This window comes from Chromobacterium sp. W521 (assembly GCF_052805975.1).
Genome location: NZ_JBRBAF010000005.1, coordinates 106066 through 132172, shown reverse-complemented (window position 1 = coordinate 132172; position 26107 = coordinate 106066). Strand labels below are relative to the sequence as shown.

The following is a 26107-nucleotide window of genomic DNA, read 5'->3' as shown; positions in this document are numbered from 1 at the left end:
GCCCGGGGAGGCCGGGCGCGGATGGGTTCAAGAAAGAGGCTCATGGTCAAATTCCCCTATCAACGGCTGGCCCAGGCCTTTGCCGCCCTGCAGGCGGAAGCGCTGCCGCAGGAAGAGCTGGCGCGTCGGCTGGCGGTGTCCACTCGCACTGTGCGCAACGATATCGACGCGCTCAACGCCATTCTGGCCGAGCACGGCGCGCGCTTCGTGCTCAAGCGCGGCGAGGGCTACCGGCTGCAGGCCGACGACCCGGAACGCTTCCAGCGGGTGCGGCCGCAGGCCGGTTCCGGCCGCGCCATCCCGCGACAGGCCGGCGAGCGGGTGCACTACCTGCTGGCTCAATTTCTCGGTTCCGCCTACGCCTTGAAGCTGCAAGATCTGGCCGACGCCTGGTGCGTGAGCCGCGCCACCTTGCAGGCGGACATGGCCGAGGTGCGCGAGCGTCTGGCCGCTTACGGTCTGAGCATAGAGGCCAAGCCGCACTACGGCATGAAGCTGTTGGGCGCGGAATCCTCCATCCGCGTCTGCCTTAGCGATCTATTGGCGCAACTGGCGGCGGAGCGGCCGGACCACCCGCTGTTGAGCGCGGACCCGGTGCTGGCCGACGCGCTGGCGACGGTGCGCGCGGGCCTGCCGGGCTGTTTGAGCCGCGCCGGCGTCCGTCTCAGCGACGATGGCGCTCAGTTTCTGACCTTTTATTGCGCGGTGGCGGCCAAGCGCATCGTCGACGGTTTTCCGCTACAGGACTTCTGCGGCGAGGAGACGCTGCCGGCGGTGGATCAGGCCGCCACGCATATCGTTGGCCTGCTGAGGCGCATGAGCGGAGTGGAAATCGCCGCCGCCGAGCGGGCCTTTCTCTGCGTCAACATTGCCGCGCGCAGCCTGACCGGCATGTTGCCCAGCGCGATCAACGCCGACGACGCCGACGCCTTGGTCTGCTACATCCTCGACTATATCAACCGCCATTACCGTTACGATCTACGCGCCGACCGGCAATTGCGAGAGGACCTGATCACCCACGTTAAAACCATGATCACCCGGGTGCGTTACCAGATTAATCTGCCCAATCCGGTGTTGGCCGACATCAAGCAGCATTACGCGCTGGCCTACGACTTCACGCTGGCGGCGGTGTCTAGCTGGGCCAAGCACTCGCCGTACCGGATCTCGGAAAATGAGATCGGCTATCTGGTGCTGCACATCGGCGTGGGGCTGGAGCGCCATTACCAGATCGGCTATCTGCGCCGGCCGCAGGCCCTGCTGGTGTGCGACGGCGGCAACGCTACGCTGCGCACGTTGGAGGCGGTGTTGCGGCGCCGTTTCCCGCAGTTGGAGGTGTGCGCCTCCTTGTCCTGTCAGGAATACGAGGCGCTGGAGCATGTGAGCGCGGATTTCGTGGTGTCCACGGTGCGCTTGGAAGACAAGCGCAAGCCCGTGGCGCTGCTGTCGCCGTTTCCATCGGATTACCAGTTGGAGCAATTGGCGCGGCTGGTGGCGGTGGACCGTACCCGGCCTTATATGTTGGAACGCTATTTTTCCGCCAAGCATTTCTGGGTGGCGGAAGCGGGACTGAGCCAGCAGGCCTTGTTCGAGCGTGTTTGCGGGCAGTTGCGCGAGGAGGGCTATGTCGACGCCGATTTCCTGCCTTCGGTGCGCGAGCGCGAGGACATTCTCAGCACCATGCTGGGCGACGGCATCGCCTTGCCGCACTCGCTGGGTCTGCTGGCGCGCAAAACCACGGTGTGCACCATCATCGCGCCGCACGGCGTCGCCTGGGGCGAGGGCAGCGTGGCGCGGGTGATTTTTCTGCTGGCGATCAGCAAGACCGAGTACGAGGAGGCGATGGCGATCTACGAACTGTTCGTTTCCTTCATGCGCCAACGCGCCGGCGTCCGGCTGGTGGAAAGCCGCAGCTTCGAAGAGTTTCTGCGCAATGCCTTGCTATGCCTGCCTGAGTCCTGAAGCACGCGGGAAAGGCTTTTCCCGCGGCTGTCAATCCATACGGTTTGGTTTATGTTTTTGTTGCGATTTGTATTGAATCGCGTTGTTTTTGTGCACAGCGAAGGGTGGAGTTCCTGCTTTTTTGTAACAGTTTGAAACTGTGTATATGTTCGAGTATTTACTTCATGCTTTCGTTCTAGATCACGCCATGTCTGAGCTTGGGCGTTATTTTCGTCATTGATCTGTAACAAGTGATCTGGTTTTGCCCTGCGGGCGGCCATTAACCTGGATCAAATTTGCCCTTGAAAGTTGGGGGCGAACTGTTTTTAATAGCGCCGCCTGGCTTCACAACCGGGATGCTCCCGCCGCTTTCTGCGCCGTCCAGGGCCGCTTGCCCGCTGGAAGACGCGTCTCCGCCCGAGGGTTCGCCGGCTGTCAGCGTTGTGATGTCCCAGCAGGAGAAAGCCGGCTGTCGCCGCTCTCCTGTCGCGTCATCCGCTTGGAGCGATTCACGTCGCCCCTGTCGATTGATCATACCGACCTTTCGATTTTGATCAGCTCGCGCTGCGAGTTCCGCATTGTTTTTTATTATGACGATAGCATTTGCATGGCCGTCGGCCGCGCAAGGGCTCGCTGTTGCCGTCCGGTCATGAGCCGGGCCTGGATTACCGCCGCCGGGGCCGATGGCGCGCAGCCGTAGCGCCCGGGCGAGATAACAAGAATGTTCAACCCGTAAAGTCGTAAATGATGAGAAACCAAAGACCCTCACGCCTGTGGCGGGGACTTGCTATTGCTTCGGCGTTGCTGCTCGCCGGGTGTCAAGGCGGAATCCTTGACCCCAAGGGCCCGGTGGCGGCGGAGCAGAAGTCCCTGATCATCACGGCAACCGCGCTGATGCTGCTGGTGGTCATCCCGGTGATCGTGATGACCCTGTTCTTCGCCTGGAAGTACCGAGCCAGCAACAAGGACGCCGTCTACGAGCCCAAATGGTCGCACTCGACCAAGATCGAGCTGGTGGTCTGGCTGATTCCCTGCATCATCATCGCCTTCCTTGCCGTGCTCACCTGGGAAACCACCCACAAGCTGGACCCGTACCGCCCGCTGGATTCGGATCAGAAGCCGATCGAGGTGCAGGTGGTGGCGTTGAACTGGAAATGGTTGTTCATCTACCCGGAACAGCAGATCGCCACGATCAACGAGCTGGCCTTCCCCAGTAATGTGCCGGTGAATTTCAAGATCACTTCCGACGCGGCGATGAATTCCTTCTTCATCCCGCAATTGGGCGGCCAGATTTACGCGATGGCCGGCATGCAGACCCAGTTGCATCTGCTGGCGCATGAGCCGGGCGTGTACAAGGGCTTCTCCGCCAACTACAGCGGCGCCGGCTTCTCCGGCATGAAGTTCAACGCCGTCGCCACCAAAACGCCGGCTGAGTTCGATGCCTGGGTGGCCAAGGTCAAGGCTTCCGGCAAGACGCTGGACGTCAACGGCTATCGCGGCCTGGTGCTGCCTAGCGAAAAGAACCCGGTGACCTATTACGGCGCCGTCACCCCCTATCTGTTCCAGGGCGTGTTGCACAAATACATGACCGGCCGCACCTCGCTGGCCGCCACCGAGGCCGACGTCAAGCTGGCCGCGCTGGCCAAGAGCCTGTGTGAACCGCTGACGGTGAAGGAGTAATCAAGACATGCTGTTAGGCAAACTGACGCTGGACGCCATCCCTTTCCACGAACCCATCGTGATGGGCGCGCTGGGCGGCGCCGGCCTGATCGGGCTGATGCTGGTGGCCCTGATCTCCAAAATGGGCAAATGGGGCTATCTGTGGCATGAGTGGCTGACTTCGGTCGATCACAAGAAGATCGGCGTGATGTACATCATCGTCGCCATGATCATGTTGCTGCGCGGCTTCGCCGACGCGCTGATGATGCGCGCGCAACTGGCCATCGCCACCGGCGGTAGCCATGGCGTGCTGCCGCCCGATCACTACGATCAGATCTTCACCGCCCACGGCGTGATCATGATCATTTTCATGGCGATGCCGTTCATGACGGGCCTGATGAACATCGTGGTGCCGCTGCAGATCGGCGCGCGCGACGTGGCCTTCCCCTTCCTGAACTCGCTGAGCTTCTGGCTGCTGGTGGCGGCGGTGATTCTGGTCAACCTGTCGTTGGGCGTGGGCAACTTCGCCCGCACCGGCTGGGTGGCCTATCCGCCCTTGGCCGGCATCGCATTCAGTCCAGACGTGGGGGTGGATTACTACACCTGGGCCTTGCAGATATCAGGGATAGGGACGACGCTGACGGCGATCAACTTCCTGGTCACCGTGATCAAGATGCGCGCTCCAGGCATGAAGCTGATGGACATGCCGATCTTCACCTGGACCTGCACCTGGGCCAATGTGCTGATCGCCAGTTCCTTCCCGATCCTGACCGGCGCGCTGGCCATGCTGAGCCTGGACCGCTACCTGGACTTCCATTTCTTCACCGCGGAAGCCGGCGGCAACGCGATGATGTATCTGAACCTGTTCTGGGCCTGGGGTCACCCCGAGGTGTACATTCTGGTGCTGCCCGCCTTCGGCATTTTCTCCGAGGTGGTGTCCACCTTCACCGGCAAGCGCCTGTTCGGCCATAAGTCCATGATCTACGCCAGCGGCGCGATTTCCATCCTGGGCTTCATGGTATGGCTGCATCACTTCTTCACCATGGGTTCCGGCGCCAGCGTCAACGCTTTCTTCGGCATCGCCACCATGATCATTTCGATCCCGACCGGGGTGAAGCTGTTCAACTGGTTATTCACCATCTACCGCGGCCGCCTGCGCTTTGAAACTCCCATCCTGTGGACGCTGGGTTTCATGGTTACCTTCTCCATCGGCGGCATGACCGGCGTGTTGATGGCGGTGCCGGGCGCGGACTTCGTGTTGCACAACAGCCTGTTCCTGATCGCCCACTTCCACAACACCATTATCGGCGGCGCGGTGTTCGGCTACTTGGCCGGCGTGACCTTCTGGTTCCCGAAAGTGTTTGGTTTCAAGTTGAACCCGAAACTGGGCAAGGCCTCGTTCTGGTTCTGGCAGATCGGCTTCATGTTCGCCTTCATGCCGCTGTATGTGTTGGGCTTCCTCGGCATGACCCGCCGCCTGAACTACACCACCAATCCTGAATGGGAGCCGTGGCTGTACCTGGCGCTGTTCGGCGCGCTGTTGATCGCCTGCGGCATCGCCTGCCAACTGCTGCAGATCGCGGTTAGCATCCGCGACCGCAAGAAGCTGGCCGACGTCAGCGGCGACCCGTGGAACGGCCATACCCTGGAGTGGTCCACCTCGTCGCCGGCGCCGTTCTACAACTTTGCCAAGCTGCCGGTGGTGCATGACATCGACGCCTTCACCGACATGAAGGAAAAAGGAGTGGCCTATGCGGTGCCGAAGTCCTACGAGCCTATCCACATGCCCAAGAACACCGCGGTGGGCGTCTACATCGGCGGCTTTACCACGGTGCTGGGCTTCGCCTTGATCTGGCATATCTGGTGGTTGGCCATCGTTGGCCTGGTGGGCATCGTCGGCTGCATGCTGGCGCGCGCCTACGACAACGACCTGGACTACTACGTGCAGCCGGAGGAAGTGGAAGCCATCGAGCGCGAGCGCTTCGAGAAGCTGGGCATCGACGTGGACAACTACACCGAGCGTGATCCGGCCCAGCCGCAAAAGGCTGTGCGTCCGACCACCACCGCGTAAGGGGCTGAATCCGACATGACGACTTATGTAAAAGACGCGCACGAAGCGCATGAGGACCACGAGCACCACGACAGCGGTTCGCAAACCGTGCTGGGCTTCTGGTTCTACCTGATGACCGACTGCATCCTGTTCGCCAGCGCGTTCGCGGCTTACGCCGTGCTGTTCCGCAATGTGGCGGAAGGCGTGTCCGGCAAGGATATCTTCGATCTGCAATACGTGCTGGTGGAAACCGCGGCGCTGCTGCTGTCCTCCATCACCTACGGCTTTGCGATGATCGCCGGTCAGAAGGGCAATAAATCCGCGGTGCTGGGCTGGCTGGGCATGACCTTCCTGTTTGGCGCCGTCTTCATCGGCCTGGAAATCAACGAGTTTCATCACCTGATCTCCGAGGGCCACGGCCCGCAGGTCAGCGCCTTCCTGTCGGCCTTCTTCGGCCTGGTGGGTCTGCACGGCCTGCACGTGACCGCCGGCCTGATCTGGATGGCGGTGATGATGATGGAAGTGGCCAAGACCGGCCTGACCGGCCGCGCGATGACGCGCCTGAACTGCCTGTCGCTGTTCTGGCACTTCCTCGACATCGTGTGGATCTGCGTGTTCACCGTCGTCTACCTGAAAGGAGCCATGGGATGAGCCAGGCACATGAACACGCCGCGCACGGCAGCGTGAAAAGCTATCTGATCGGCTTCCTGCTGTCGGTGGTGCTCACCGCCATTCCGTTCTGGATGGTGATGGGCGGCGCCTTCACGCCGCAGGCGACGGCCATCGGCATCTTCGCGCTGGCGGTGGTGCAGATCGTGGTGCATCTGAAGTATTTCCTGCACCTGGACTTCAGCAAGGAGGGCAAGCTCAACACCATGTCCTTCCTGTTCACCGGCATGGTGATCGTGCTGCTGGTCGGGCTGTCGATCTGGATCATCTACACCGCCGACGCGCTGATGATGCGTTGAGACGGCGTTGAGAGAGACCGCCTTGAAATTCAAGCGCTATTTGCAGGTGACCAAGCCGGGCATCATCTTCGGCAACCTGATCTCGGCCGTCGGCGGCTTTCTGCTGGCGGCCCAGGGCCGAGTTGACTGGAGCTTGCTGCTGGCCACGCTGGCCGGCCTCTCGCTGGTGGTGGCGTCCGGCTGTGCGATCAACAACTGCATAGACCAGGACATCGACGCCAAGATGGCCCGTACCCGCAAGCGGGTGCTGGTCACCGGCGCGATGAGCACCCGGGCGGCGCTGGCTCACGGCCTGCTGCTCGGCCTGGCCGGCTTCTACGCGCTGTGGCGCTGGACCAATCCGCTGGCCTTCGGCTGCGTGCTGTTCGGCTTCGTCATCTATGTGGGGGTGTACAGCCTCTATATGAAGCGCCATTCGGTGTACGGCACCCTGGTGGGCAGCTTGTCCGGCGCGGTGCCGCCGGTGGCCGGCTACTGCGCGGTGACCGGCCGTTTCGACGCCGGCGCGGCTATCCTGCTGCTGATGTTCTGTCTGTGGCAGATGCCGCATTCCTACGCCATCGCCATCTTCCGCCTGCAGGATTACCAGGCGGCGGGGATTCCGGTGTTGCCGGTGGTCAAGGGCATTTCCAGCGCCAAGCGCCAGATCGTGCTTTATATCCTGGCCTTCGGCGCCGCCACCGCGATGCTGGCTTTCGGCGGATACGCCGGCTACGGCTATCTGGCGGTGGCCGGAGCCACCAGCCTGTGGTGGCTGAAGATGGCCTTGTCCGGCTACAAGAGCAGCACCGACGACCGCGTCTGGGCGCGTCAGGTGTTCTTCTTTTCCATCATCACCATCACCGCGCTATCCGTGATGATGGCGGTGGATTTCCGGCAGCCGGAACGCCAACAGCTGGCCGGCCTGAGCGCCACCGCGCAGTCCTGAATGTCAGCAAGCCAAGACAAAGCGCGGGCCGCGGCCCGCGCTTTTTTCATGGCTGAGCGGCTAGAGCGCGATCACACGTCGTCGGCCGCGACGCTGACCAGCACTTGGTCGGCGGCGACAATGTCGCCCACCCGGCAGTGCAGCGCGCTGACGACGCCGGCGCGCGGCGCATAGATCCGGTTTTCCATCTTCATCGCTTCGACCACGGCCAGTACCTGGTTGGCTTCCACGCGCTGTTCGACGGCCACCGGCAGCGCCACCACGGTGCCCGGCATCGGCGAGGTCACCCGTTGGCCGGCGTCGGCGTCCGCCTCGGCAGCCTCCGGCTGCTCCGCCTGCAAGCGCAGCCGATGGCCGCCCACCGTCAGCTCCATGTCGTCGCCGCAGGGCAGGGCGCTCCAGCGCAGCCCGTCCACCTCGCCGCGCCACAGCTCGCCGTCGCGGCTCAGTTCCACGCACAGTCTCCGCTCTCCCACCGCCACGCGGGCATGGGCGCCGGCGCGATCCAGCAGCCGGGCCTGCCAGCGCGAAGCGCCGGCGCGATAGCTCAGGCGGCCCAAGGGCGCGTCCGGGTCCAGCGCGGCGCGGTCGTGGGGGCCGATGCCGCCCTGCCAGGGCGAGGATGATTCGGCGCAGTTCAGCGCCAGTTCGACGGCTGCGGCGCAGGCGACGGCTTCGGCCACCGGCGCGCTTTCCGGCGCGGCGGCGAGCTGGTCGACCAGATGGGTGTCCAGCAGGCCGGCCCGCACCCGCGGTTCGCGCAGCAGCCGGTCGATGAAGCCCAGATTGCTGGTCAGGCCCGGCAGCGCGGTGTCGCGCGCGGCGGCCTGTAGCGTGTCCAGCGCCGCGCCGCGGTTGCCGCCGTGGGCGATCAGCTTGGCCAGCATCGGATCGTAGAAGGCCGGTACTTCGCCGCCGCCGCCGTCGAAGGCCGCGTCCACTCGGCAGCCTTGCGGCCAGCGCGCCAGCAGCGCCTTGCCCTGCATGGGCGCGAATTCGCGCAGCGGGTCTTCGGCGTAGACTCGGCACTCGATGGCGTGGCCATCTGCGCGGATCTCCTCCTGGCGCAGCGGCAAGGCTTCGCCGGCGGCCACGCGCAGCTGCCATTCCACCAAGTCCAGGCCGGTGACGGCTTCGGTAACCGGATGTTCCACCTGCAAGCGGGTGTTCACTTCCAGGAAATAAAACTGGCCGTCCGGCGCCAGGATGAATTCAAAAGTGCCGGCGTTCCGGTAGCCGATGGCTGCCGCGCCGCGCACCGCGGTGTCCAGCAGCGCGGCGCGGGTGGCGGCCGGCATCGCGCAGGCCGGTGCCTCTTCGATGATTTTCTGGTGGCGACGCTGCAAGGAGCACTCGCGTTCGAACAGATGCACCACATTGCCGCGACTATCGCCGAACACCTGCACTTCCAGGTGGCGCGGCTGGGCGATGTAGCGCTCCACCAGCAAGCGGCCGTCGCCGAAGCTGGAGCGGCCGACGCGCACGGCGGCGTCCACCGCCTCGCGCAGCGCGGCTTCTTCCCACACCACCTGCATGCCTTTTCCGCCGCCGCCGGCCACCGGCTTGAGGATGACCGGATAGCCGATCTCGGCGCTGCTCTCCAGGATCAGACCGTAGGATTCGGTGGCCTCCACCGAGCCCGGCGTTACCGGCACGCCCGCCGCCGCCATCAACTGACGCGCGCGCGCTTTGTCTCCCATCTGGGCGATGGTGTCGGCGTCCGGGCCTATGAAGACCAGGCCGGCGGCGGTCACCGCTCGGGCGAAGTCGGCGTTTTCCGAGAGGAAGCCATAGCCGGGATGAATGGCCTCGCAGCCGCTGGCCAGCGCCGCGGCAATGATGGCCTCTCCATTCAGATAGCTGGCGCTGGCCGGGGCCTCGCCTATCCAGCGCCGCTCCGCGGCCCCTTCCAGGTGCGCGGCGTCGGCGTCGGCCGTGGAGTAGACGGCGACATGCTCGATACCGAGCCGCCGGCAGCTGCGGGCGATGCGGCGCGCGATCTCGCCGCGGTTGGCGATCAAAATTCGTTTGAACATGGTGTTTACATCCTGAAAACGCCGAAGCGGGTGTCTTGGACGGGAGCGGCGGCGGCCAGCGCCAGGCTGAGCGCCAGCCATTCGCGGGTCTGGGCCGGGTCGACGATGGCGTCCACCCACATGCGGGCCGCCACGTACAGCGCCTGGCCCTGGCGCTCGTAGGCGTCGCGGATCGGCCGCTTGAAGCTTTCCTCTTCTTCCGGCGTCCAGGCCTTGCCCTGTTTTTCCAATTGTTCCGCGCGGATCAGCGCCAGCACTGTCGCCGCCTGTTCCCCGCCCACCACCGTGGTCTTGGCGTTGGGCCACATCGCCATCAACTGCGGGCCGATGGCGCGGCCGCACATGGCCAGATTACCGGCGCCGTAGCTGCCGCCGATCAGGATGCTGAATTTGGGCACGCGGGCGCAGGAGGCGGCGTTGACCATCTTGGCTCCGTGCTTGGCGATGCCGCCGGCCTCGTATTCCGCGCCCACCATGAAGCCGTTGATATTGTGCAGGAATAGCAGGGGAATGCCGCGTTGCGCGCATAGTTCGATGAAGTTGGCCGCTTTTTGCGCGCTCTCCGAGAACAACACCCCGTCGTTGATCAGCACGCCCACCGGATAGCCGCCGATGTGGCCGGTGCCGCACAGAATGGTGGCGCCGAAGCGGGCGCGGTATTCGGCAAAGGCGGAGTCGTCCAGCAGCCGAGCCAGGATTTCCCGCGCCGGAATATGTTCGCGCGGGTTGGCGCTGACGATGCCGGCCAGCTCAGCCGGATCATAACGCGGCGGCCGCGGCGTTTGCGGCGGCGCGTACTGCCTGCCGCGGCCGCGGCGGGCCACAATGTCGCGCATCAGCCGCAGCGCGTGCTCGTCGCTCAGCGCATAGTGGTCGGCCACGCCGCTGTCGCGGGCGTGCACGTCGGCTCCGCCCAGGGTTTCCGCGTCCACGATCACTCCGGTGGCGGCTCGCACTAGTTGCGGGCCGCCCAGAAAGATGGAGCCGTTGCCGCGCACGATGATGGTTTCGTCGCTCATCGCCGGGATGTAGGCGCCGCCGGCGGTGCAGGAGCCGAGCACCGCGGAGATCTGCGGCAGGCCCAGCGCCGACATCTCGGCGATATTGCGGAAGATGCGGCCGAAGTGCTGCTCATCCGGGAAAATGTCTTCCTGCAAGGGGAGGTAGACTCCGCCGGAATCCACCAGATAGAGGCAGGGCAGGCCTTGTTCGCGGGCGATCTGCTGGGTGCGTAGATGCTTGCGCAGCGTCAGCGGGTAATAAGTGCCGCCCTTGACCGAGGCATCGTTGGCGAACACCGCCACTGCGTGGCCGGCGACGATGCCGATGCCGGTGACGATGCCGGCGCAGGGCACCGCATGGTCGTAAACGTCGTGGGCGGCCAGTTGGCCGATCTCCAGAAAGGGCGTGCCGGGGTCCAGCAGCAGCGACAAGCGCTCGCGCGGGGACAGCTTGCCCTTGGCCGCCTGTTTGGCGCGCGCTTCGGGGCCGCCGCCTTGCAGGGCGGCGTCGCGGGCGGCGGCGATGCGCTCGCGCAGTTGGCGGTAGGCTTCGGCATTGCGTTCAAACGCCTCGCCGGAGGCGGGAACGCGGGATTCAATACGGGACATGAATAAGCTTCCTCGATTCAGGACGCGCGCGGGCGCACCTTGAACAGCACTTGGGACAGGGTCAACAGGCCGAGGGCGGCTACCGCCAGCGTCCAGGCGCCATCGTGATGCAGCAGCACCGAGACGGTGGCGGCGATGCCGGCCAGCCCTTGCTGCAGGAAGCCGCACAAGGCCATCGCATGCGCGCCGTGTTCCTTGGCGTCGCTGACGGCGGTGGCCATGCTGTTGGGAAACAGCACCGCCTGGCCGAAGATGGTCAGGCAGTAGAGGCCGATGAACAGCCACAAGCCGGGCTGATGCTCCAACAAGCCCAGATGCCAGCCCAGCAGCATGGCCAGCGTGGCCGCGGCCAGCAGCGCCGAGCCGGCGCGCATCAGCCGCAACCCGCCCACGCGGGCCACCAGACGGTTCACCACCATGGCGCCGCTGAAGTAAGACAGGCCGATCAACAGGCCGACGTTGCCGAAACCGGCCACCGCGAGGCCGAAGTGCTCCTGAAACACAAAGGGGCTGACTTCTTGCAAGGTCACCGTGGTGGCGAAGCCCAGGCCGCCGGCGCAGGCAGGCCATAGAAAGCCGGGGCGGCGCAGAATGCGCCAGTACGGGCTGGGGCCGGAGGCTGAGGCGGCCGGGCGGCCGGCTTGCAGCGGCAGGCCCATGGTCAGCAGCGCCGCCACGGCGCCGGTGACCGCCATCAAGGCGAAACCGGCTTCCCAATGACTGTATTTGCCGATCAGACCGCCGATGAACTGGCCGCCGCCCAGCGCGGTGATGAAGGCGATGGACAGCACGGATAATTTGCGAGCCAGATCGTCGCCGCGCCAGTGATCGCGCACGATGATGCGGGCGATGATGGCCGCGCCGCCGCCGGCGATGCCTTGCGCCACGCGCAGCGTCAGCAGCTCCGCGGCGTTGGACACGAAGGCGAGCAGCAGGCTGCAGACGATGAATAGCGCCAGCGAAATAAGCAGCGGTCCGCGCCGGCCCCAACGGTCGGCCGCCGAGCCCCAGAACAGCACCGGCAAGGCCGCGCCCACCACATAGCCGGAAATGGACATCTCCACCAGGCTCTGGCTCATCGCCAACTCCCGCATCACCGCCGGCAGCGAAGGCAGATACACGGTGGTGGCCATCTGCGCCATGAACACGATCAGGCAGGCCAGCGCCATCAGCCGGCCGGCCGGCTGCGCCAGCGCCGCTTGCGGCGCGGTCAGGGTTTTCTCATTCATGGGCGGCTCGCAACTGATTGAGGCAGGCGGCGAAGCGTTCGATCTCCTGCGTGCTCATATTGGCGCGGATCATGATGCGCAGGCCGGCGCGGCCCTTGGCGATCACCGGGAAGAAGATGGGCGAGGTGTAGAAACCGTCTTCCAGCAAGCTCTTGGCGTAGAAGATGGTGTTTTCTTCCGAGCCGATGGAGACGAAGCGGATGGGCAGCGGCTCGCCGCTATTGTCGGAGGCCACGTGTTGGTCGAACAGGCGGATATTGTCTTGCAACCGCTGTTGCAGGCGCGGCAGCTCCTCGGAGCGATGAATGGCCGCGGACTGGATGATGGCGCCCAGGCCGGCGGTGTTGATGCGTTGCGACCAAGTCACCGGTCCGCCGAAGCGGGTGGCCAGCTTACGGCGCTCCGCGTGGTGGCGCGGGCCCAGGAAGATGGCGCCGCCGGACGCGCCGAAGCCCTTGTTCAGCGAGGTGACGATCAAGGTGCGCTCATTGATGCCGCCCATGGTTTCCAGCACCAGGCCGCGGCCGTGGCGGCCCAGCGTGGACAGACCGTGAGCTTCGTCGAAAAACAGGAACAAACCGTATTTGTCCTGCAACGCCAGCAGCTCCGGCACCGGGGCCATGCCGCCGGTGCTGTAGACCCCGTCGGCGACGTAGGCCACGCGCGCATGGGTTTTGCACAGGTCTTCCAGCGCGTTCAGATCGTTGTGGCGGATGGTGTGGATCTCGGCTTCGTCGGCGCAGATCGGCTTCATCATGTTCAGGCAGAAGTGGGCGTTCTTGTCGAACACCATCAAGGGCGGCACATCCTCGGTCAGCGCGCCGGAGGCGAGCAGGGGCAGGGCTGCCGCGGCGGCGGCGGCGCAAGACGGCACGGTCAGCGTTTCCGCGTCCACCAGTTCCGCCAGCGCGTCCTCGGCCTGCTGCAGGATGTCGAACTGCACGCGGATGCGCGAAATCGAGGTATTCAGCGAGCCGGTGTTCAACACCGCGTCCGCCGCCGCTTGCAGGATGTCCGGGTGCGAGTCCAGGCCCAGATAGGAATAGGACGACATATTGACGAAGCGCTTGCCGTTGGCCACCGCCTCGTGACGGCCGTCGCCCAGGTTGCGGGTGACGATATTGGCCATGCCGGCCTGGGTGGTGATGTCCCAGAAGCTGTTACTCAACTGAATGGCTTTTTTGATATTGGCGTGTTGATGCATGTTTCCCCCCTCGTATGGTTTGGCGGCGGCCGTCATGGCCGCCTCGTCCGGCTTATACCCGCTCCAGAATCAGAGCCGCGCCCTGTCCCACGCCCACGCACATGGTGCACAGCGCGTAGCGCTTGCCGCTGGCCTGCAACTGCGCGGCGGCGGTCAAAACCAGCCGGCTGCCGCTCATCCCCAGCGGGTGGCCCAGCGCGATGGCGCCGCCTTTGGGATTCACGCGTTCGCTGTTGTCCGGCAGGCCCAGCGCGCGGGTGACCGCCAGCGCCTGAGCGGCGAAGGCTTCGTTCAGTTCAATGATGTCGATGTCCTCGATGCCCAGGCCGGCCTGGCGCAGCGCCTTGCGGCTGGCCTCTATCGGGCCCGCGCCCATGATGCGCGGCGCGATGCCGGAGCTGGCCGAGGTCAGCACCCGCGCGCGCGGACGCAGGCCGTGACGTTGCGCCGCCGAAGCCGAGGCGATGATCATCGCCGCCGCGCCGTCGTTGACGCCGGAGGCGTTGCCGGCGGTGATGCTGGATTCCGGGCCAAACAGCGCCTTGAGCTTGGCCAGTTCCTCCAGAGAAGTCTGGCGCGGGTGTTCGTCGCGGCTGACGATGAGCGGGTCCTGCTTGCGGCGTGGAATCGTCACCGGCACGATTTCCTCGGCGAAGGCGCCGGTTTCCAGCGCGGCGAAGTAACGCTGCTGACTGCGCAGCGCGAAGGCGTCCTGATCCTGGCGGCTAACGCCGAATTCACGCGCCACGTTCTCCGCGGTAGCCGGCATGGTGTCCACGCCGTATTGCTTCTCCATCACCGGATTGACGAAGCGCCAGCCTATGGTGGTGTCGTAGATCTGCATGTCGCGGCCGAAGGCTTTTTCCGACTTCGGCATCACGAAGGGCGCGCGCGACATGGATTCCACGCCGCCGGCGATCAGCAGCTCGGCCTCGCCGGACTTGATTGCGCGCGCCGCCAGCGCCACCGCGTCCAGACCGGAGGCGCACAGGCGGTTCACAGTCAGGCCCGGGACGCTCTCCGGATAGCCGGCCAGCAGCAGGCTCATGCGGGCCACGTTGCGGTTGTCCTCGCCGGCCTGGTTGGCGCAGCCCAGGATGACTTCGTCTATCTCCGCCGGGTCCAGGCCCGGATTGCGCTCAAGAAGGGCGCGCAGCGGCGCCGCGGCCAGATCGTCGGCGCGCACGCCGGACAAGGCGCCGCCGAAGCGGCCGATGGGTGTGCGCACGGCGTCGCAGATGAAGGCGTCGGTCATTGCGGTTTCCTCTCAGCTCAAGCTGGTTTGCGGTTGCAACAGCGCGGACAGCAAATCGCGCGCCGCGTCGATTTCGTCGGCGCAAACGTGGTGGGGCATGTCCGGATAAACGCGGAAATCCACCTTGGCGCCAGCGCGACGGAAGGCCTCGGCGCTGCGTTGGATCCGCTCCAGCGGCATCCAGCTGTCGCTGTTGCTGGTGCCGAAGAAGGCCGGGAAGTCCAGCGCCGCGGTTGGCTCGCCCCAGGCAGACTCGTCGGGGCCGAACAGGCCGCCGGAGAAGGCGATCAGCCCGCCTATCGGGCTGGGGCGGCGATAGATGAATTCGGCGGCCAGGCAAGCACCCTGGGAGAAGCCCATCAATACGATCTGGCGATTAGCGAAGCCGTAGCCGCGCAATTCTTCGATGGTGGCCTCGACGCAATCCAGCGCCTGATCCAGCGCGGGCTGATTGCTCTCCAGCGGCGCCATGAAGCTGTGCGGATACCAGGTGCGGTCCTTGGCGATGGGCAGGATGTAGGCGACGTCGGCCAGGCCGATGGCCTCGCCGTTTTTGTAGGCGTCCAGGGCGCTCTGGCGGCGGCCGTGCAGCAGCACCACCGCCAGTTTGGCCTGGTTCAGCGGCGCGCCGTAGATTTCCAGGCCTTGTTCTTTGTGCGGATTCGGATCGATCGTGCTCATGTAGTGTGTCCTTTGAATGGCTTGGCGTTACGATCTGCTGCGCGTCGGCGATACGGCGTTGAAACCGTTTTCGGAATGCTCATGTACCGTATGTACACTCCGCTTCTTCAGCCGTTTTCGCCTTGTCTCGCTCTTGCTCGCGAGAACGTAAACATGTTCTTAGTGGATGCCCAGAATCTGCTTGGCTTCGGCGGGGGAGGCGATCTCGCGGCCGACTTCGCCGGCCAGGCGCGCCAGGCGCTCCACCAGTTGGGTGTTGTCGCGGGCCAGTTCGCCGTAGCGGTAATAGACGTTGTCTTCCAGGCCGGTGCGAACATGGCCGCCCAGCAGCAGGGTGTGCAGATTGATCGCCAGCTGGTGTTTGCCTATGCCCAGCGCGGACCACACGCTGTCCTGCGGAATGCTTTCGACGAAATGCAGCAGGTTCTTGCAAGTGGCGGCCGCGCCGCCCTGTATGCCCATGGCGAAGCTGAAGCACAGCGGGCCGCTCAGGTAGCCGTCTTCCTGCAGTTTCAACGCCTCGCCGATGATGCCCTGGTGGTAGACCTCGATCTCCGGCTTGGCGCGGTATTCGCGGATGTCCAAGGCCAGCGCGCGCGCCAGCTCCGGCGGATTGATGAAGGGCTTGCTGCCGTGGTTGACCGAGCCGCAGTTGAAGGAGGCGATGTCGGGGCGGAAGGGCAGGTGATTCCAGGCTTCCTTCTTCTCCAGTTGCGGCGGCAGGTTGAGGCCGGAGGTGCTCAGATTGATCAGGATGTCGCAGCGATCGCGGATGCGGCGGACGATCTCGCCGTAGACGTCCGCGTCGTAGCTGGGCGTGCCGTCCGGGTTGCGGGCGTGGATGTGGACCACCGCCGCGCCGGCGTTCCAGCATTCGTAGGCGGCCTGGGCGATTTCCTCAGGCGAGAACGGAACGCCCGGATGTTTTTGCCGGCTGGTGATGCCGCCGTTGACGGCGGCGGTGATGATGAGTTTTTGCATGGTGGGAAAGCTCATGTGAATAAAGGGTAAAAAGCGACGGCGCTCAGATCTGGTCGCCTGCGGGCGCGGTTTGAGGCTGCGCGGCGGCGGTTGGGCGCTTGGACACCAGATAAATGCCGACGCCAATCAGCACGCCGCCGATCAGTTCATGCAACGACAGCGAATAGCCGAAGGCGACAAAGGAAATCAGGGTGGCGAACAGCGGAGATAGAAACAGGAAGCCGCTGGTGCGCACCGCGCCGCCCAGGTCCAGCGCCATGAACCACAGCGCCATGGCCCCGGTGGTGGCCGGCAGCGCCAGCCACAAAAAGGCGGCCAACACCCGCTCGCTGTGCGGCGGGGCGGGGACTTCTCCGCCGGCCCAGGCCAGCAGCGCCAGGCAGGCCGAACCGACCAGCATCTGCCAGAAAGTCAGCACCCAGACGTTGATCACGATGCGGCTGCCCTTGATCACCAGCGTGGACGCGGCCCAACAGGCCGCGCCGCACAGCACCAGCGCGTCGCCGGCGCCGAAGCCGTCCAGCTTGTTCAAGCCGATGCAGACGGCGACGCCGAAGAAAGCGAGGACCAGGCCGACGGCGGCCAGAGGGTGGATTTTTTCCTTTAGCGCCAGCCGCGACATCAAGGCCACGATCAAGGGGGTGCAGGCCATCAGGATGGCGGCCTTGGCCGGTGTGGTGCTGCGCAGCCCGATATTGAGAAAGCCCATTGAGCCGGCGGTTTGCAGCAGCCCGATCAGCGCCAGCACGCCCCAGGGGCGCGGGCGGACGAAAGCGCGCGGATAGCGGAAGCGCTGCCACAGCAGTATGGGGACGATGCCGGCGGCGGCGGCGGTGAAGCGCGCCACCGCCGCCCATAAGGGCGGCATTTCCGAAAGCACGATCTTGGAGGTGGGGAAGGTGGAGCCAAACAAAAAGGTGGCGGCCAGAATCAGCAGCCAATAGCGTTTGGCGTCGTAGTTGGGATGGGACATGGTCACCTGGCCAGACAGCGGTTTCAATAGCTATTTATCATATTGAAACGGTTTGGCTCAGGCTTCTTGCAAGCGGACAATTGCTGCGTCAAAACGGACAATCATGCTGCGCTGCGGCAAAGCCGTGTCGGCGCGCGGGGCCGCGGGGTGGAGGAGTGGCTGCTCAAAGCCTCGCTTTTGCCGGCGCGGCTTTGAACAGCTTATGAGCTCAAGAGAAGTACTGGCTGGGGGCCGCGTTCATAATGCGGCGGAACATGGAGGAAAACGCGCCGGGGGTTTCGTAGCCCAGGTCGGAGGCAATCAGGGTGACCGGCTCGCCGGCGCCCAGCCGCGGCAGGGCCGCCATTGCGCATACTTGTTGGCGCCAGTACAGATAGGACACGCCCAACTCCTGTTGAAACAAACGCGCCAGCGTGCGGCTGGACGCGCCCACCAGTTCCGCCCATTCGCTCAGGCCGCGGCGGTCGCCTGGATTGGCCAGAATCGCCGAGCACACCCGTTGCAAGCGCGGGTCGCCCAGCGGGGGCAGCGGCAAGGCCGTTTCGCTGGACCATTCGATTTCGTCGATCAGTAAATCCAGCAAGCGGCCTTCTTTTTGGTTGTCGTGGGGAATGGCGTGCGTGCGCATCAGGCGGATGATGATTTCCCGCATCAGCGGCGAAATGGCGATGGCTTTGGAGTGACGCGGCAATTGCGCCAAGTAGCGGGGGGACTGTATGTACAGCGTGCGCAAGGACACCGTGCCGCGGGCACGCATGCTGTGCTCCACCGCCGGGGGCATCCAGACGCCGCGCTGCGGCGGCACCAGCCACAGGCCGTCGGAGGTAGACAGCTCCATCACGCCGGAGACGGCGAAAATCAGTTGGCCTTCGCGGTGTTGGTGGCGGCCGACTTGATGACCGCTGGGAAAGTCCTTGGACATGCTCCACGCGGCGAAGTCCGGCAGGACAGCGTTGGATTCTATGGCCATGCGCTTGCTTTCTTATTTGAGGGTAGCCCGGTTCCGCGCGGCTTGCGGCCCTGTTGTGCGGGCGTCTTCAGCCGCGAGTTCAATCTCATGATACTGCAGCGCACAAAATATTCATACAGTATAAATTGTGTCTATTTCGATGCGAATGCCTTGGGGTTGCGGCTCCGCCCCCGCAAGGACAAAAGAAAACACCGCGGCCGGAGGGCCGCGGTGCGTTAGGAGGAGGGTTAAGAAGAGCGATGCTTCGTCAGAACCTCAGCCCAAAACCGCGCGCGTAGCGCAACGCGCCCGGCTGGCCGTTTTCATCCAGCGCATGGATGGCCACCGGCAGCTTGCCGCCCGGCGGGTTCGCGCCCAGCATGACGTCCACCAGCGCCGGCATGGAGGGCCCGCGCAGGCCGTTCTCATAACCGTAGTAGGAGTAGGTGGCCAGCGTGGCGTCTGCCAGATCGTCGTAATTGATCACGTCGTAAGGCGCGCGCAAGGTCACGTGGATCAGCTTCTTACCTTGCCGTTTGGCGTATTCCATCGCATTGCGCATTTGTTGCGCCTCGCTGAGCGGCGGCGTGGACAGGCTGCGGGCGAAACGGGTTTGCAAGGACGGCAGGTCTTCCGCCACGTTGAAGACCAGGGAGCCGTTGCCGGACATCGGCGCCGACGCCGCTTCAGTCGGCAGGCTGCGTTTCAGTCGAGGCGCAAGGGCCGGCGCGTTGGGGTCGCCGTTGCGCTCCACCGGGCTGACGCCGGTGGCCAGGGTGCCGATGACGACCACGTCGGCCTGATCGATCGCCTGTTTCTGGGCCTCCCACGGCGTGGCGCTCAGCTTGGCGCCGCTGACTTGGCGATAGCCTTTCTCATCAAAGCGGCGACGCATCGCCTCGGCCTGCTCGCCCCAGGGCGTCAGGATGAAGATGCGCTGGCTGGGCGAGCGCAACGGCAGCGCCGCGCCCTGATTGCGCAGCAGGGTGATGGATTGCCGGGTGATCTTATCTTCCACCGCGCGGTGTTCCGCACCGCCTATGGTGCTCAACTCCGGCAACGGCTTGGCTTCGCCGGCAGGGGTGACCTCGTTGCGCAACTTCATCGCCACGATGCGCCGCACCGAGCGGTCCAGTTCGGCGCGGTCTATCCGTCCGTCCGCCACCGCGGCGGCTACTTGGTCGATTAATTGACGCAGCCGGCCGGCTTGCGCGGCGGTGCGGAACTCGGTGGGCATCAGCGCGATGTCGACATCGGCCTGGAACACCTTGATTACCGCGTCGGCCTGCTCGAAGAAATCACTGATGCCCTTCATGTCCAGCGCGTCAGTGACGGTGACGCCCTGGTAGCCCATCTCGCCGCGCAGCAGATCGTGCTGGATTTTGCGCGACATGGTCGCCGGCGCGATCATGCGTTCGCCGTTGCGGGCGGTGATTTGGCTGTTGTCCAGCGCCGGGTACTGGATGTGGGCGGTCATGATCATCTCCGGGGGCTGGCCGGAGGCGATGGCTTGGCGGTAGGGCGCCAGGTCGATGGCGTAGGCGTCGGCGCGCGATTTGTTGACCACGGGCAGACCGTAATGGGAGTCGGTGGCGGTGTCGCCGTGGCCGGGGAAGTGTTTGAAGGAGCCGATCACGCCTTGCTCGCGCATGCCTTGCGTCGTGGCCTGGCCCAGCAGGCTGATGGTGGCGGGGTCGTCGCCGTAGGCGCGGACATTGATTACCGGATTGAGCGGATTGCTGTTGACGTCCACGTCCGGGGCAAAGTTGACGTTGAAGCCGACGGCGCGGATCTCGGCGGCCAGAACGCGGCCGGAGTCGCGGGCCAGGCCACTATCCCGAGTTGCTTCATAGGCGGCGCCCAGCGCCATATTGCCAGGAAAGCTGGTGGCCAGCGGACGCGGCAAGCGGAAGACATTGCCGCCCTCCTGGTCAGAACCAATCAACAGGCCGACCGGGCTGTTTTGCGGCCGCGCCTTGCGGATCTGCTCGGACAGGCGGCGGGTTTGCTGCAGATCGGTCAGATTGTTGGCGAACAGAATCACGCCGCCGATGGCGTTGTCGCGCAAGGCGCGGCTGGCGGCTTCCGGCAGTTCGGTCATGCCGGCGGTGCAGGCGGGCTGATCGTCCGGGCACCAGTAGCGGAAGGCCATCATGATTTTCTGGCCGATTTTCTCGCGGGGGCTCATTTGTTCGACGATGCGCGCGGCTTGCTGCTCGACGCTGGGCTGGTCCAGGCAGCCGCTCAACAGCGCCGGCAATAGCATCAGCGCCGGTAAGCGCAGGGAGTGTGGTTTAAACATGGGTCAACCTTGTGCTGAAGTGGAAACATCCGGAATGACGGGCAGGCCCGCCCTACAGCCTGCAACGCTGGTCCGGCGGACAGGCGCGAGGGCTGGATTCTATTTTCATGAATATATTCATTTGTGAATGATTCTTGTTAGTAATGGATTGGCACGCCAGACACCCCTGCCAGGGCGCGTCCGGCGCGAAGAAGCGGCTGCCGAGGTTAAAGCTTATGAAATTCAATTTTTGAAAAAGTTGCCTATGGGGGAGAATCGTTGGGACAAAATCGCCATATCCCTTTGATTGCTCGGTGTTTTTGCCTAAATGCTTGACCCTTGTTCGGGTGCGGGAGGATAATTCATGCCTTTTTTCAAACGCTTAGCGCGATGGCTGGCCGGTCTGCAGCCGGCGCTGAGCGGCGATCTGGTTTCGGGTGGATATGGATACGATGCAGGACAGCGGAGTGCAGCATTCTAGGGTTGGGAACAGCGACGGCTTGCCGCCGCGCCGTCTATCGGTGGCGCCGATGCTGGATTGGACCGACCGTCACTACCGCTATTTCGCGCGTCAGATCACTCGGCATGCCTGGCTGTACACCGAGATGGTGACCACCGGAGCGTTGTTGCATGGCGACGTTGAACGCCACCTGCGTTTCGACGAGGCGGAACATCCGCTGGCCTTGCAACTGGGCGGCAGCGAGCCGACGGAGCTGGCGCGTTGCGCCAAGCTGGCGGCTGAGTGGGGCTACGACGAGGTCAATCTGAACGTGGGCTGCCCGTCGGAACGGGTGCAGAAAGGCGCTTTCGGCGCCTGCCTGATGGCCGAGCCGCAGCTGGTGGCCGACTGCGTCAAAGCGATGCGCGACGCGGTGTCCATTGATGTGACGGTCAAGCACCGTATCGGCATCGACCGCATCGAGCATTACGATTACCTGAGCGATTTCGTCGGCCAGGTGGCGGACGCCGGCTGCCGCACTTTCATCGTGCATGCGCGAAACGCCATTCTCAAAGGCCTGAGCCCCAAGGAAAACCGCGAAATCCCGCCCTTGAAATACGATTACGTCTATCGGCTGAAGCAGGAGCGTCCGGATCTGGAAATCCTGATCAACGGCGGCGTCAAAAGCCAGGCCGACATTGACGAGCATCTGCGCCACGTCGACGGCGTGATGGTGGGGCGCGAGGCCTACCACAACCCCTGGCTGATGGCGGATTGGGACCAGCGCTACTACGGCGTCGCCGCCGCGCCGGAGCGAGAACAGGTGGTGGCCGCGATGATGCCCTATGTGGCGGCGCGTCTGGCCGAGGGTCACAAGACACGCAATATCGCCCGCCACATCCTGGGCCTGTTTCAGGGCATTCCCGGCGCGCGCAACTGGCGGCGCATGCTGTCCGACGCCAAATTGCTGGACGGCGCCGACGAGCGCCTGCTGCAACAGGCGCTGGAGGCGACGCTGGGCGCAGCCCGCCGCGCTGAATAAACCGCCTGGCCGTTGCGGCCAGGAACGGATTCGCGGCGCCGGGGTCTGCTGTAGCAAGGCGAGAGCGTTGCTCTTGCTGAGGCAGGGCCCGACGCCGCCGTATTTAAGAGCTTGTTCAAAGTCTCGCTGGCTAGCGCGAGACAAGACCGAAACCGTTGAAGAAGCGCTAATGCGCCTACCGCGCATGGGCATCAGAACGCGACGCTTGTCTATGCTAAGCGGACTTTGAACAGGTTCTACGTCGCGGGGCTTCCCAAGAGGGAAACCCGCCATGGCGGCTTGCCGCCTTTTCTGTTCGCCATGCTGGTCATGGCCGTCTGGAGGTGAATCTGAATTGAAACCGCTGAAGCTTGTCCTATTGTCCTCCATCCTGTCGTCCGCCGTCTGGGCCGGGCCCAAGGACGTCTTGCACATCTATAACTGGAGCGGCTCGCTGTCGGACGCCATCCTCCGTCAGTTCGAGAAAAGCTGTGATTGCCGCGTGGTGCAGAATTACTACGGCGATAATGAGGAAATGCTGGCCAAGCTGGCGGCCGGGGCCAAGGGTTACGATATGGTGTTTCCATCCAGCTTCGTGATCCAGGCGATGAGCAAACAGAAGCTGCTGCGGCCGCTGGATCACGCCAAGCTGCCGAATCTGAAGAACGTCGACCCCGCCTACTTGTCCCAAAGCTATGATCCCGGCAACCGTTACACCGTGCCCACGGTGCTGTCGCTGACCTCGGTCGGCTACAACGCGGAGCGCTTGCAGAAACTGGGCATCGATCCGCACAGCTGGTCTGTGATCTTCGATCCCAAGGTGCTGCAGAAGATCAAGGGCAAGGTCACCGTGCTGGACAGCTCGCGCGAGGTGTTCGCCGCCGCGCTGTTCTACTTGGGCAAGAACCCCAACACCGCCAGCCAGGCGGATTATCGCGCGGCGCAGGCGGTGATCAAGCAGGCCAAGCCCTACTGGGCCACCTTCTCCAACGCCAGTTATCTGAAAGAGCTGGCAGTGGGCAATATCTGGGTGTCGCTGGGCTATTCCACCGAGTTCTTCCAGGCCGCCGAGGACGCGCGGCAGGCCAAGCGCCGCTTCCACATCGCCAATGTGGCGCAGAAGGAAGGCAATGAGCTGGGCGTGGACACCATGGCGGTCCTGGCCAGCGCCAAACGCCCGGACCTGGCGCATCAGTTCATCAACTTCATGCTGGACGGCAAGAACGCCGCCCAACTGACCAACCTTAACGGCGCCACTAATCCGGTTAAAACCGCCGCTCCCTTTTTCCGCGCGGATTTGAAAGCCCATCCGGTGATCGATCCGACGCCGGACACCGTGAAGAAATGGACGGTGCTACGTGAGCTGACGCCAGTGGAACGGCGCTCGCTGGCGCGGATGTGGACGGAAGTGAAGGTCAGCCGTTAAGCTTGTTTTGAACAAAGTCTGCTGCGCGTCGACGATACGGCGTTGAAAACGGCTTCGAAATGCTCATGTACCACGCGTACATTCCGCGTTCTCAGCTGTTTTCGCCTTGTCTCGCGCTAGCTCGCGAGACTTTGAATAAGTTCTTATACTTATGTCCGCAGCCCCGGCGTCGTCGGGGCTGCGTCGCATTCGATGGAGTTCTCAATGTTCGACAAATTAGTGATGGCCAGCAACAACGCCGGCAAGCTGAAGGAATTCTCCTCGCTGCTGGCGCCGCTGGGCATACAAGTGATTCCGCAGGTGAAACTGCAGGTGCCGGAATGTCCGGAGCCCCACCACACTTTCCTGGAAAACGCGCTGGAAAAAGCGCGCCACGCCAGCCGCATGACCGGCTTGCCGGCGTTGGCCGACGACTCCGGCATCTGCGTCGAGGCGTTGTCCGGCGCGCCGGGCGTGTATTCGGCCCGCTACGCCGGCGAGCCCAAGTCCGATGCCGCCAACAACGCCAAGCTGGTGGCGGCGCTGCAAGGCGAAGCCAACCGCCGCGCCTGGTATTACTGCGTGCTGGTCTTGGTGCGCCACGCCGACGATCCGCAGCCGCTGGTGGCGGACGGCATGTGGTTTGGTGAGGTGAAAGACGAGGCGGCCGGCACGGGCGGCTTCGGCTACGATCCGCATTTCTGGCTGCCGCAACACGGCTGTAGCGTGGCCGAACTGGATGCGGCGGAGAAGAACCGCGTCAGCCACCGCGGCCAGGCGATGCAGGCGCTGCTGGCCAAGCTGCGCGCGTTGGCATGAAGCCCTTTCTTCCTTTCTGCGCCCGGCTGAAGCGACAAGGAGCCGCAACGTGCAGGTGACCAAGATCTCGCTGTCCGCGCTTGGGGGCTTGGGCGGGCAGCCCGCTTTGACGGAGCTGCCGCCGCTGTCGCTGTACATCCATTTCCCGTGGTGCGTGCGCAAGTGCCCGTATTGCGACTTCAATTCGCACGAGCCCAAGAGCGGTTTCGACGAGATGGCCTATGTCGACGCCTTGCTGCGCGATCTGGAGTTCAGCCTGCCGGAAGTCTGGGGCCGTCCCTTGACCAGCATCTTCATGGGCGGCGGCACGCCCAGCCTGTTCTCGCCGCAGGCGATGGACGCGCTGCTGGCCGGCGTGCGCGCGCGCATGCGTCTGCAGCCGGATGCGGAAATCACCATGGAAGCCAATCCCGGCACGTTCGAGGCCGAGCGTTTCCGCGGCTACCGCGAGGCCGGCATCAACCGCTTGTCCATCGGCATCCAGAGCTTCAAGCCTGCGCATTTGCAGGCGCTGGGCCGCATCCATGACGGCGAGGAGGCGCGTCGCGCCATCGACATCGCGCTCAGCCACTTCGACAACGTCAATCTGGACCTGATGTACGCGTTGCCGGGGCAGACCCTGGACGAAGCGCTGGCCGATCTGGACACCGCACTGTCCTATGGGATTACTCATCTGTCCGCCTATCACCTGACGATAGAGCCCAACACCCTGTTTGCCGCAGAGACGCCGCGCAATCTGCCGGACGACGAAGTGTCCGCCGATATGCAGGAGACGATCGAAGCGCGGCTCGCCGCCGCCGGTTTCGAGCACTACGAAACCTCGGCCTTCGCGCGGCCGGGCCGCCGCGCGCGGCACAATCTTAACTACTGGCAGTTCGGCGACTATGTCGGCATCGGCGCCGGCGCCCACGGCAAGATCAGCAGCCACGCGGGCATTGTCCGCCAGATGCGTCACAAGCAGCCGGCCGCCTATCTGAAAGCGGTGGCCGAGGGCAAGCCCTTGCAAAGCAGCCGCAAGGTGACACGCGACGAACTGCCGTTCGAATTCATGATGAACCTGCTGAGGCTGACCGAAGGCTTCGAATTGCGTCTGTTCCAAGAGCGCACCGGTCTGCCGCTGTCCGGCATACAATCCGCGTTGACGCAAGCCAAGGCGCAAGGCCTGATTGAGCGCGACGCCGTGATGTTGCGGCCCACGCTCAAGGGCCAACGCTTCCTCAATGACTTATTAACCCTGTTCCTGAAAGAAGGAGATGAATAATGGCTAAGGAAATCATTCACACCGACAAGGCCCCGGCCGCCATCGGCGCTTACTCGCAAGCTGTGAAAGCCGGCAACACCGTTTACTTGTCCGGCCAGATCCCGCTGGACCCGGCCACCATGAACGTGGTGGAAGGCGGTTTCGCCGCTGAAACCCACCAGGTGTTCAAGAACATGAAGGCGGTATGCGAAGCCGCCGGCGGCAGCCTGGACCAGATCGTCAAACTCAACGCCTATCTGACCGACCTGTCCAATTTCGCCACCTTCAACGAAATCATGGGCCAGTATTTCAGCCAACCCTTCCCGGCGCGTGCCGCCGTGGGCGTGGCCAGCCTGCCCAAGGGCGTGTTGGTGGAGGCGGAAGCGGTTCTGGTGCTCTAAGAACCTGTTCACGATCTGCTGCGCGTTGGCGATACGGCGT

At 64.2% G+C, this 26107-nt stretch carries 21 protein-coding genes; 11 read left to right on the top strand and 10 right to left on the bottom strand.

Translation table 11 applies throughout. From position 1 onward, the window contains the following. Positions 1-42: 42 nt before the first annotated feature. The 6 genes from ACUXV1_RS09075 (at position 43) to cyoE (ending at position 7543) form a co-directional block, all read left to right on the top strand. Positions 43-1959, top strand: a complete 1917-nt coding sequence (locus ACUXV1_RS09075) for a BglG family transcription antiterminator (protein WP_043642142.1) — start codon at positions 43-45, stop codon at positions 1957-1959. Between the two features lie 723 nt (positions 1960-2682). Beyond that, positions 2683-3618 carry a ubiquinol oxidase subunit II gene (gene cyoA / locus ACUXV1_RS09070; RefSeq protein WP_446015183.1) on the top strand — a complete coding sequence of 312 codons (936 nt, stop codon included), beginning with the start codon at positions 2683-2685 and terminating at the stop codon, positions 3616-3618. 7 nt (positions 3619-3625) lie between these two features. Further along, positions 3626-5668, top strand: a complete 2043-nt coding sequence (gene cyoB / locus ACUXV1_RS09065; RefSeq protein WP_019100422.1) for a cytochrome o ubiquinol oxidase subunit I — start codon at positions 3626-3628, stop codon at positions 5666-5668. Between the two features lie 15 nt (positions 5669-5683). Beyond that, positions 5684-6298 carry a cytochrome o ubiquinol oxidase subunit III gene (gene cyoC, locus ACUXV1_RS09060; protein ID WP_446015181.1) on the top strand — a complete coding sequence of 205 codons (615 nt, stop codon included), beginning with the start codon at positions 5684-5686 and terminating at the stop codon, positions 6296-6298. Beyond that, positions 6295-6615 (top strand): cytochrome o ubiquinol oxidase subunit IV, encoded by a 321-nt coding sequence (gene cyoD, locus ACUXV1_RS09055; protein ID WP_043591087.1) that lies wholly within the window; start codon positions 6295-6297, stop codon positions 6613-6615. Before cyoC ends, cyoD begins: the two co-directional genes overlap by 4 nt. A 22-nt stretch (positions 6616-6637) precedes the next feature. Further along, a complete protein-coding gene (cyoE, locus tag ACUXV1_RS09050; protein ID WP_039754342.1) occupies positions 6638-7543 on the top strand; it encodes a heme o synthase in 906 nt (301 codons plus the stop codon). A gap of 71 nt (positions 7544-7614) precedes the next feature. On the opposite strand, the gene ACUXV1_RS09045 is transcribed toward cyoE, so the two are convergent. From ACUXV1_RS09045 to ACUXV1_RS09000, 10 genes are all read right to left on the bottom strand, one after another. Continuing rightward, positions 7615-9579, bottom strand: coding sequence for an acetyl/propionyl/methylcrotonyl-CoA carboxylase subunit alpha (locus ACUXV1_RS09045; RefSeq protein ID WP_446015180.1), 1965 nt, complete (start codon positions 9577-9579; stop codon positions 7615-7617). Between the two features lie 5 nt (positions 9580-9584). Beyond that, positions 9585-11189 (bottom strand): carboxyl transferase domain-containing protein, encoded by a 1605-nt coding sequence (locus tag ACUXV1_RS09040; RefSeq protein WP_043642150.1) that lies wholly within the window; start codon positions 11187-11189, stop codon positions 9585-9587. Positions 11190-11206: 17 nt separating this feature from the next. Further along, positions 11207-12418, bottom strand: a complete 1212-nt coding sequence (locus tag ACUXV1_RS09035) for an MFS transporter (protein ID WP_196783839.1) — start codon at positions 12416-12418, stop codon at positions 11207-11209. Then, entirely contained in the window at positions 12411-13622 is a 1212-nt protein-coding gene (locus ACUXV1_RS09030; protein ID WP_194427673.1) for an 8-amino-7-oxononanoate synthase family protein, read from the bottom strand. The genes ACUXV1_RS09035 and ACUXV1_RS09030 overlap by 8 nt, the downstream gene beginning before the upstream one ends. A gap of 52 nt (positions 13623-13674) precedes the next feature. Then, on the bottom strand, positions 13675-14877 hold the full coding sequence (pcaF, locus tag ACUXV1_RS09025) for a 3-oxoadipyl-CoA thiolase (RefSeq protein WP_446015179.1): 1203 nt from the start codon (positions 14875-14877) through the stop codon (positions 13675-13677). Positions 14878-14889: 12 nt separating this feature from the next. After that, complete coding sequence (locus ACUXV1_RS09020) at positions 14890-15558, bottom strand: alpha/beta hydrolase (RefSeq protein ID WP_446015177.1); 669 nt, start codon at positions 15556-15558, stop codon at positions 14890-14892. 159 nt (positions 15559-15717) lie between these two features. Further along, complete coding sequence (locus ACUXV1_RS09015; protein WP_446015176.1) at positions 15718-16539, bottom strand: 3-keto-5-aminohexanoate cleavage protein; 822 nt, start codon at positions 16537-16539, stop codon at positions 15718-15720. A gap of 43 nt (positions 16540-16582) precedes the next feature. Continuing rightward, positions 16583-17512, bottom strand: coding sequence for a DMT family transporter (locus ACUXV1_RS09010; RefSeq protein WP_446015175.1), 930 nt, complete (start codon positions 17510-17512; stop codon positions 16583-16585). A 208-nt stretch (positions 17513-17720) separates the two neighbouring features. Further along, on the bottom strand, positions 17721-18482 hold the full coding sequence (locus tag ACUXV1_RS09005; RefSeq protein ID WP_208854926.1) for an AraC family transcriptional regulator: 762 nt from the start codon (positions 18480-18482) through the stop codon (positions 17721-17723). 247 nt (positions 18483-18729) lie between these two features. Further along, a complete protein-coding gene (locus ACUXV1_RS09000; protein WP_446015173.1) occupies positions 18730-20763 on the bottom strand; it encodes a glycoside hydrolase family 3 protein in 2034 nt (677 codons plus the stop codon). Positions 20764-21194: 431 nt separating this feature from the next. On the opposite strand from ACUXV1_RS09000, the gene dusA reads away from it, so the two are divergent. The 5 genes from dusA to ACUXV1_RS08975 all read left to right on the top strand — a co-directional run bounded on the left by dusA (position 21195) and on the right by ACUXV1_RS08975 (position 26067). Continuing rightward, positions 21195-22223: a tRNA dihydrouridine(20/20a) synthase DusA gene (dusA, locus tag ACUXV1_RS08995; RefSeq protein WP_141111116.1), complete on the top strand. Its 1029-nt coding sequence runs from the start codon at positions 21195-21197 to the stop codon at positions 22221-22223. A 334-nt stretch (positions 22224-22557) separates the two neighbouring features. After that, positions 22558-23628, top strand: a complete 1071-nt coding sequence (locus ACUXV1_RS08990) for an ABC transporter substrate-binding protein (RefSeq protein WP_019104484.1) — start codon at positions 22558-22560, stop codon at positions 23626-23628. A 204-nt stretch (positions 23629-23832) separates the two neighbouring features. Beyond that, the gene (gene rdgB, locus ACUXV1_RS08985) at positions 23833-24426 is read left to right on the top strand and encodes an RdgB/HAM1 family non-canonical purine NTP pyrophosphatase (protein WP_446015171.1); all 594 of its coding nucleotides are present in this window, start codon (positions 23833-23835) and stop codon (positions 24424-24426) included. A gap of 49 nt (positions 24427-24475) precedes the next feature. Next, the gene (gene hemW, locus ACUXV1_RS08980) at positions 24476-25687 is read left to right on the top strand and encodes a radical SAM family heme chaperone HemW (RefSeq protein WP_446015170.1); all 1212 of its coding nucleotides are present in this window, start codon (positions 24476-24478) and stop codon (positions 25685-25687) included. Further along, entirely contained in the window at positions 25687-26067 is a 381-nt protein-coding gene (locus ACUXV1_RS08975; RefSeq protein ID WP_043642167.1) for a RidA family protein, read from the top strand. Before hemW ends, ACUXV1_RS08975 begins: the two co-directional genes overlap by 1 nt. Positions 26068-26107: the final 40 nt, after the last annotated feature.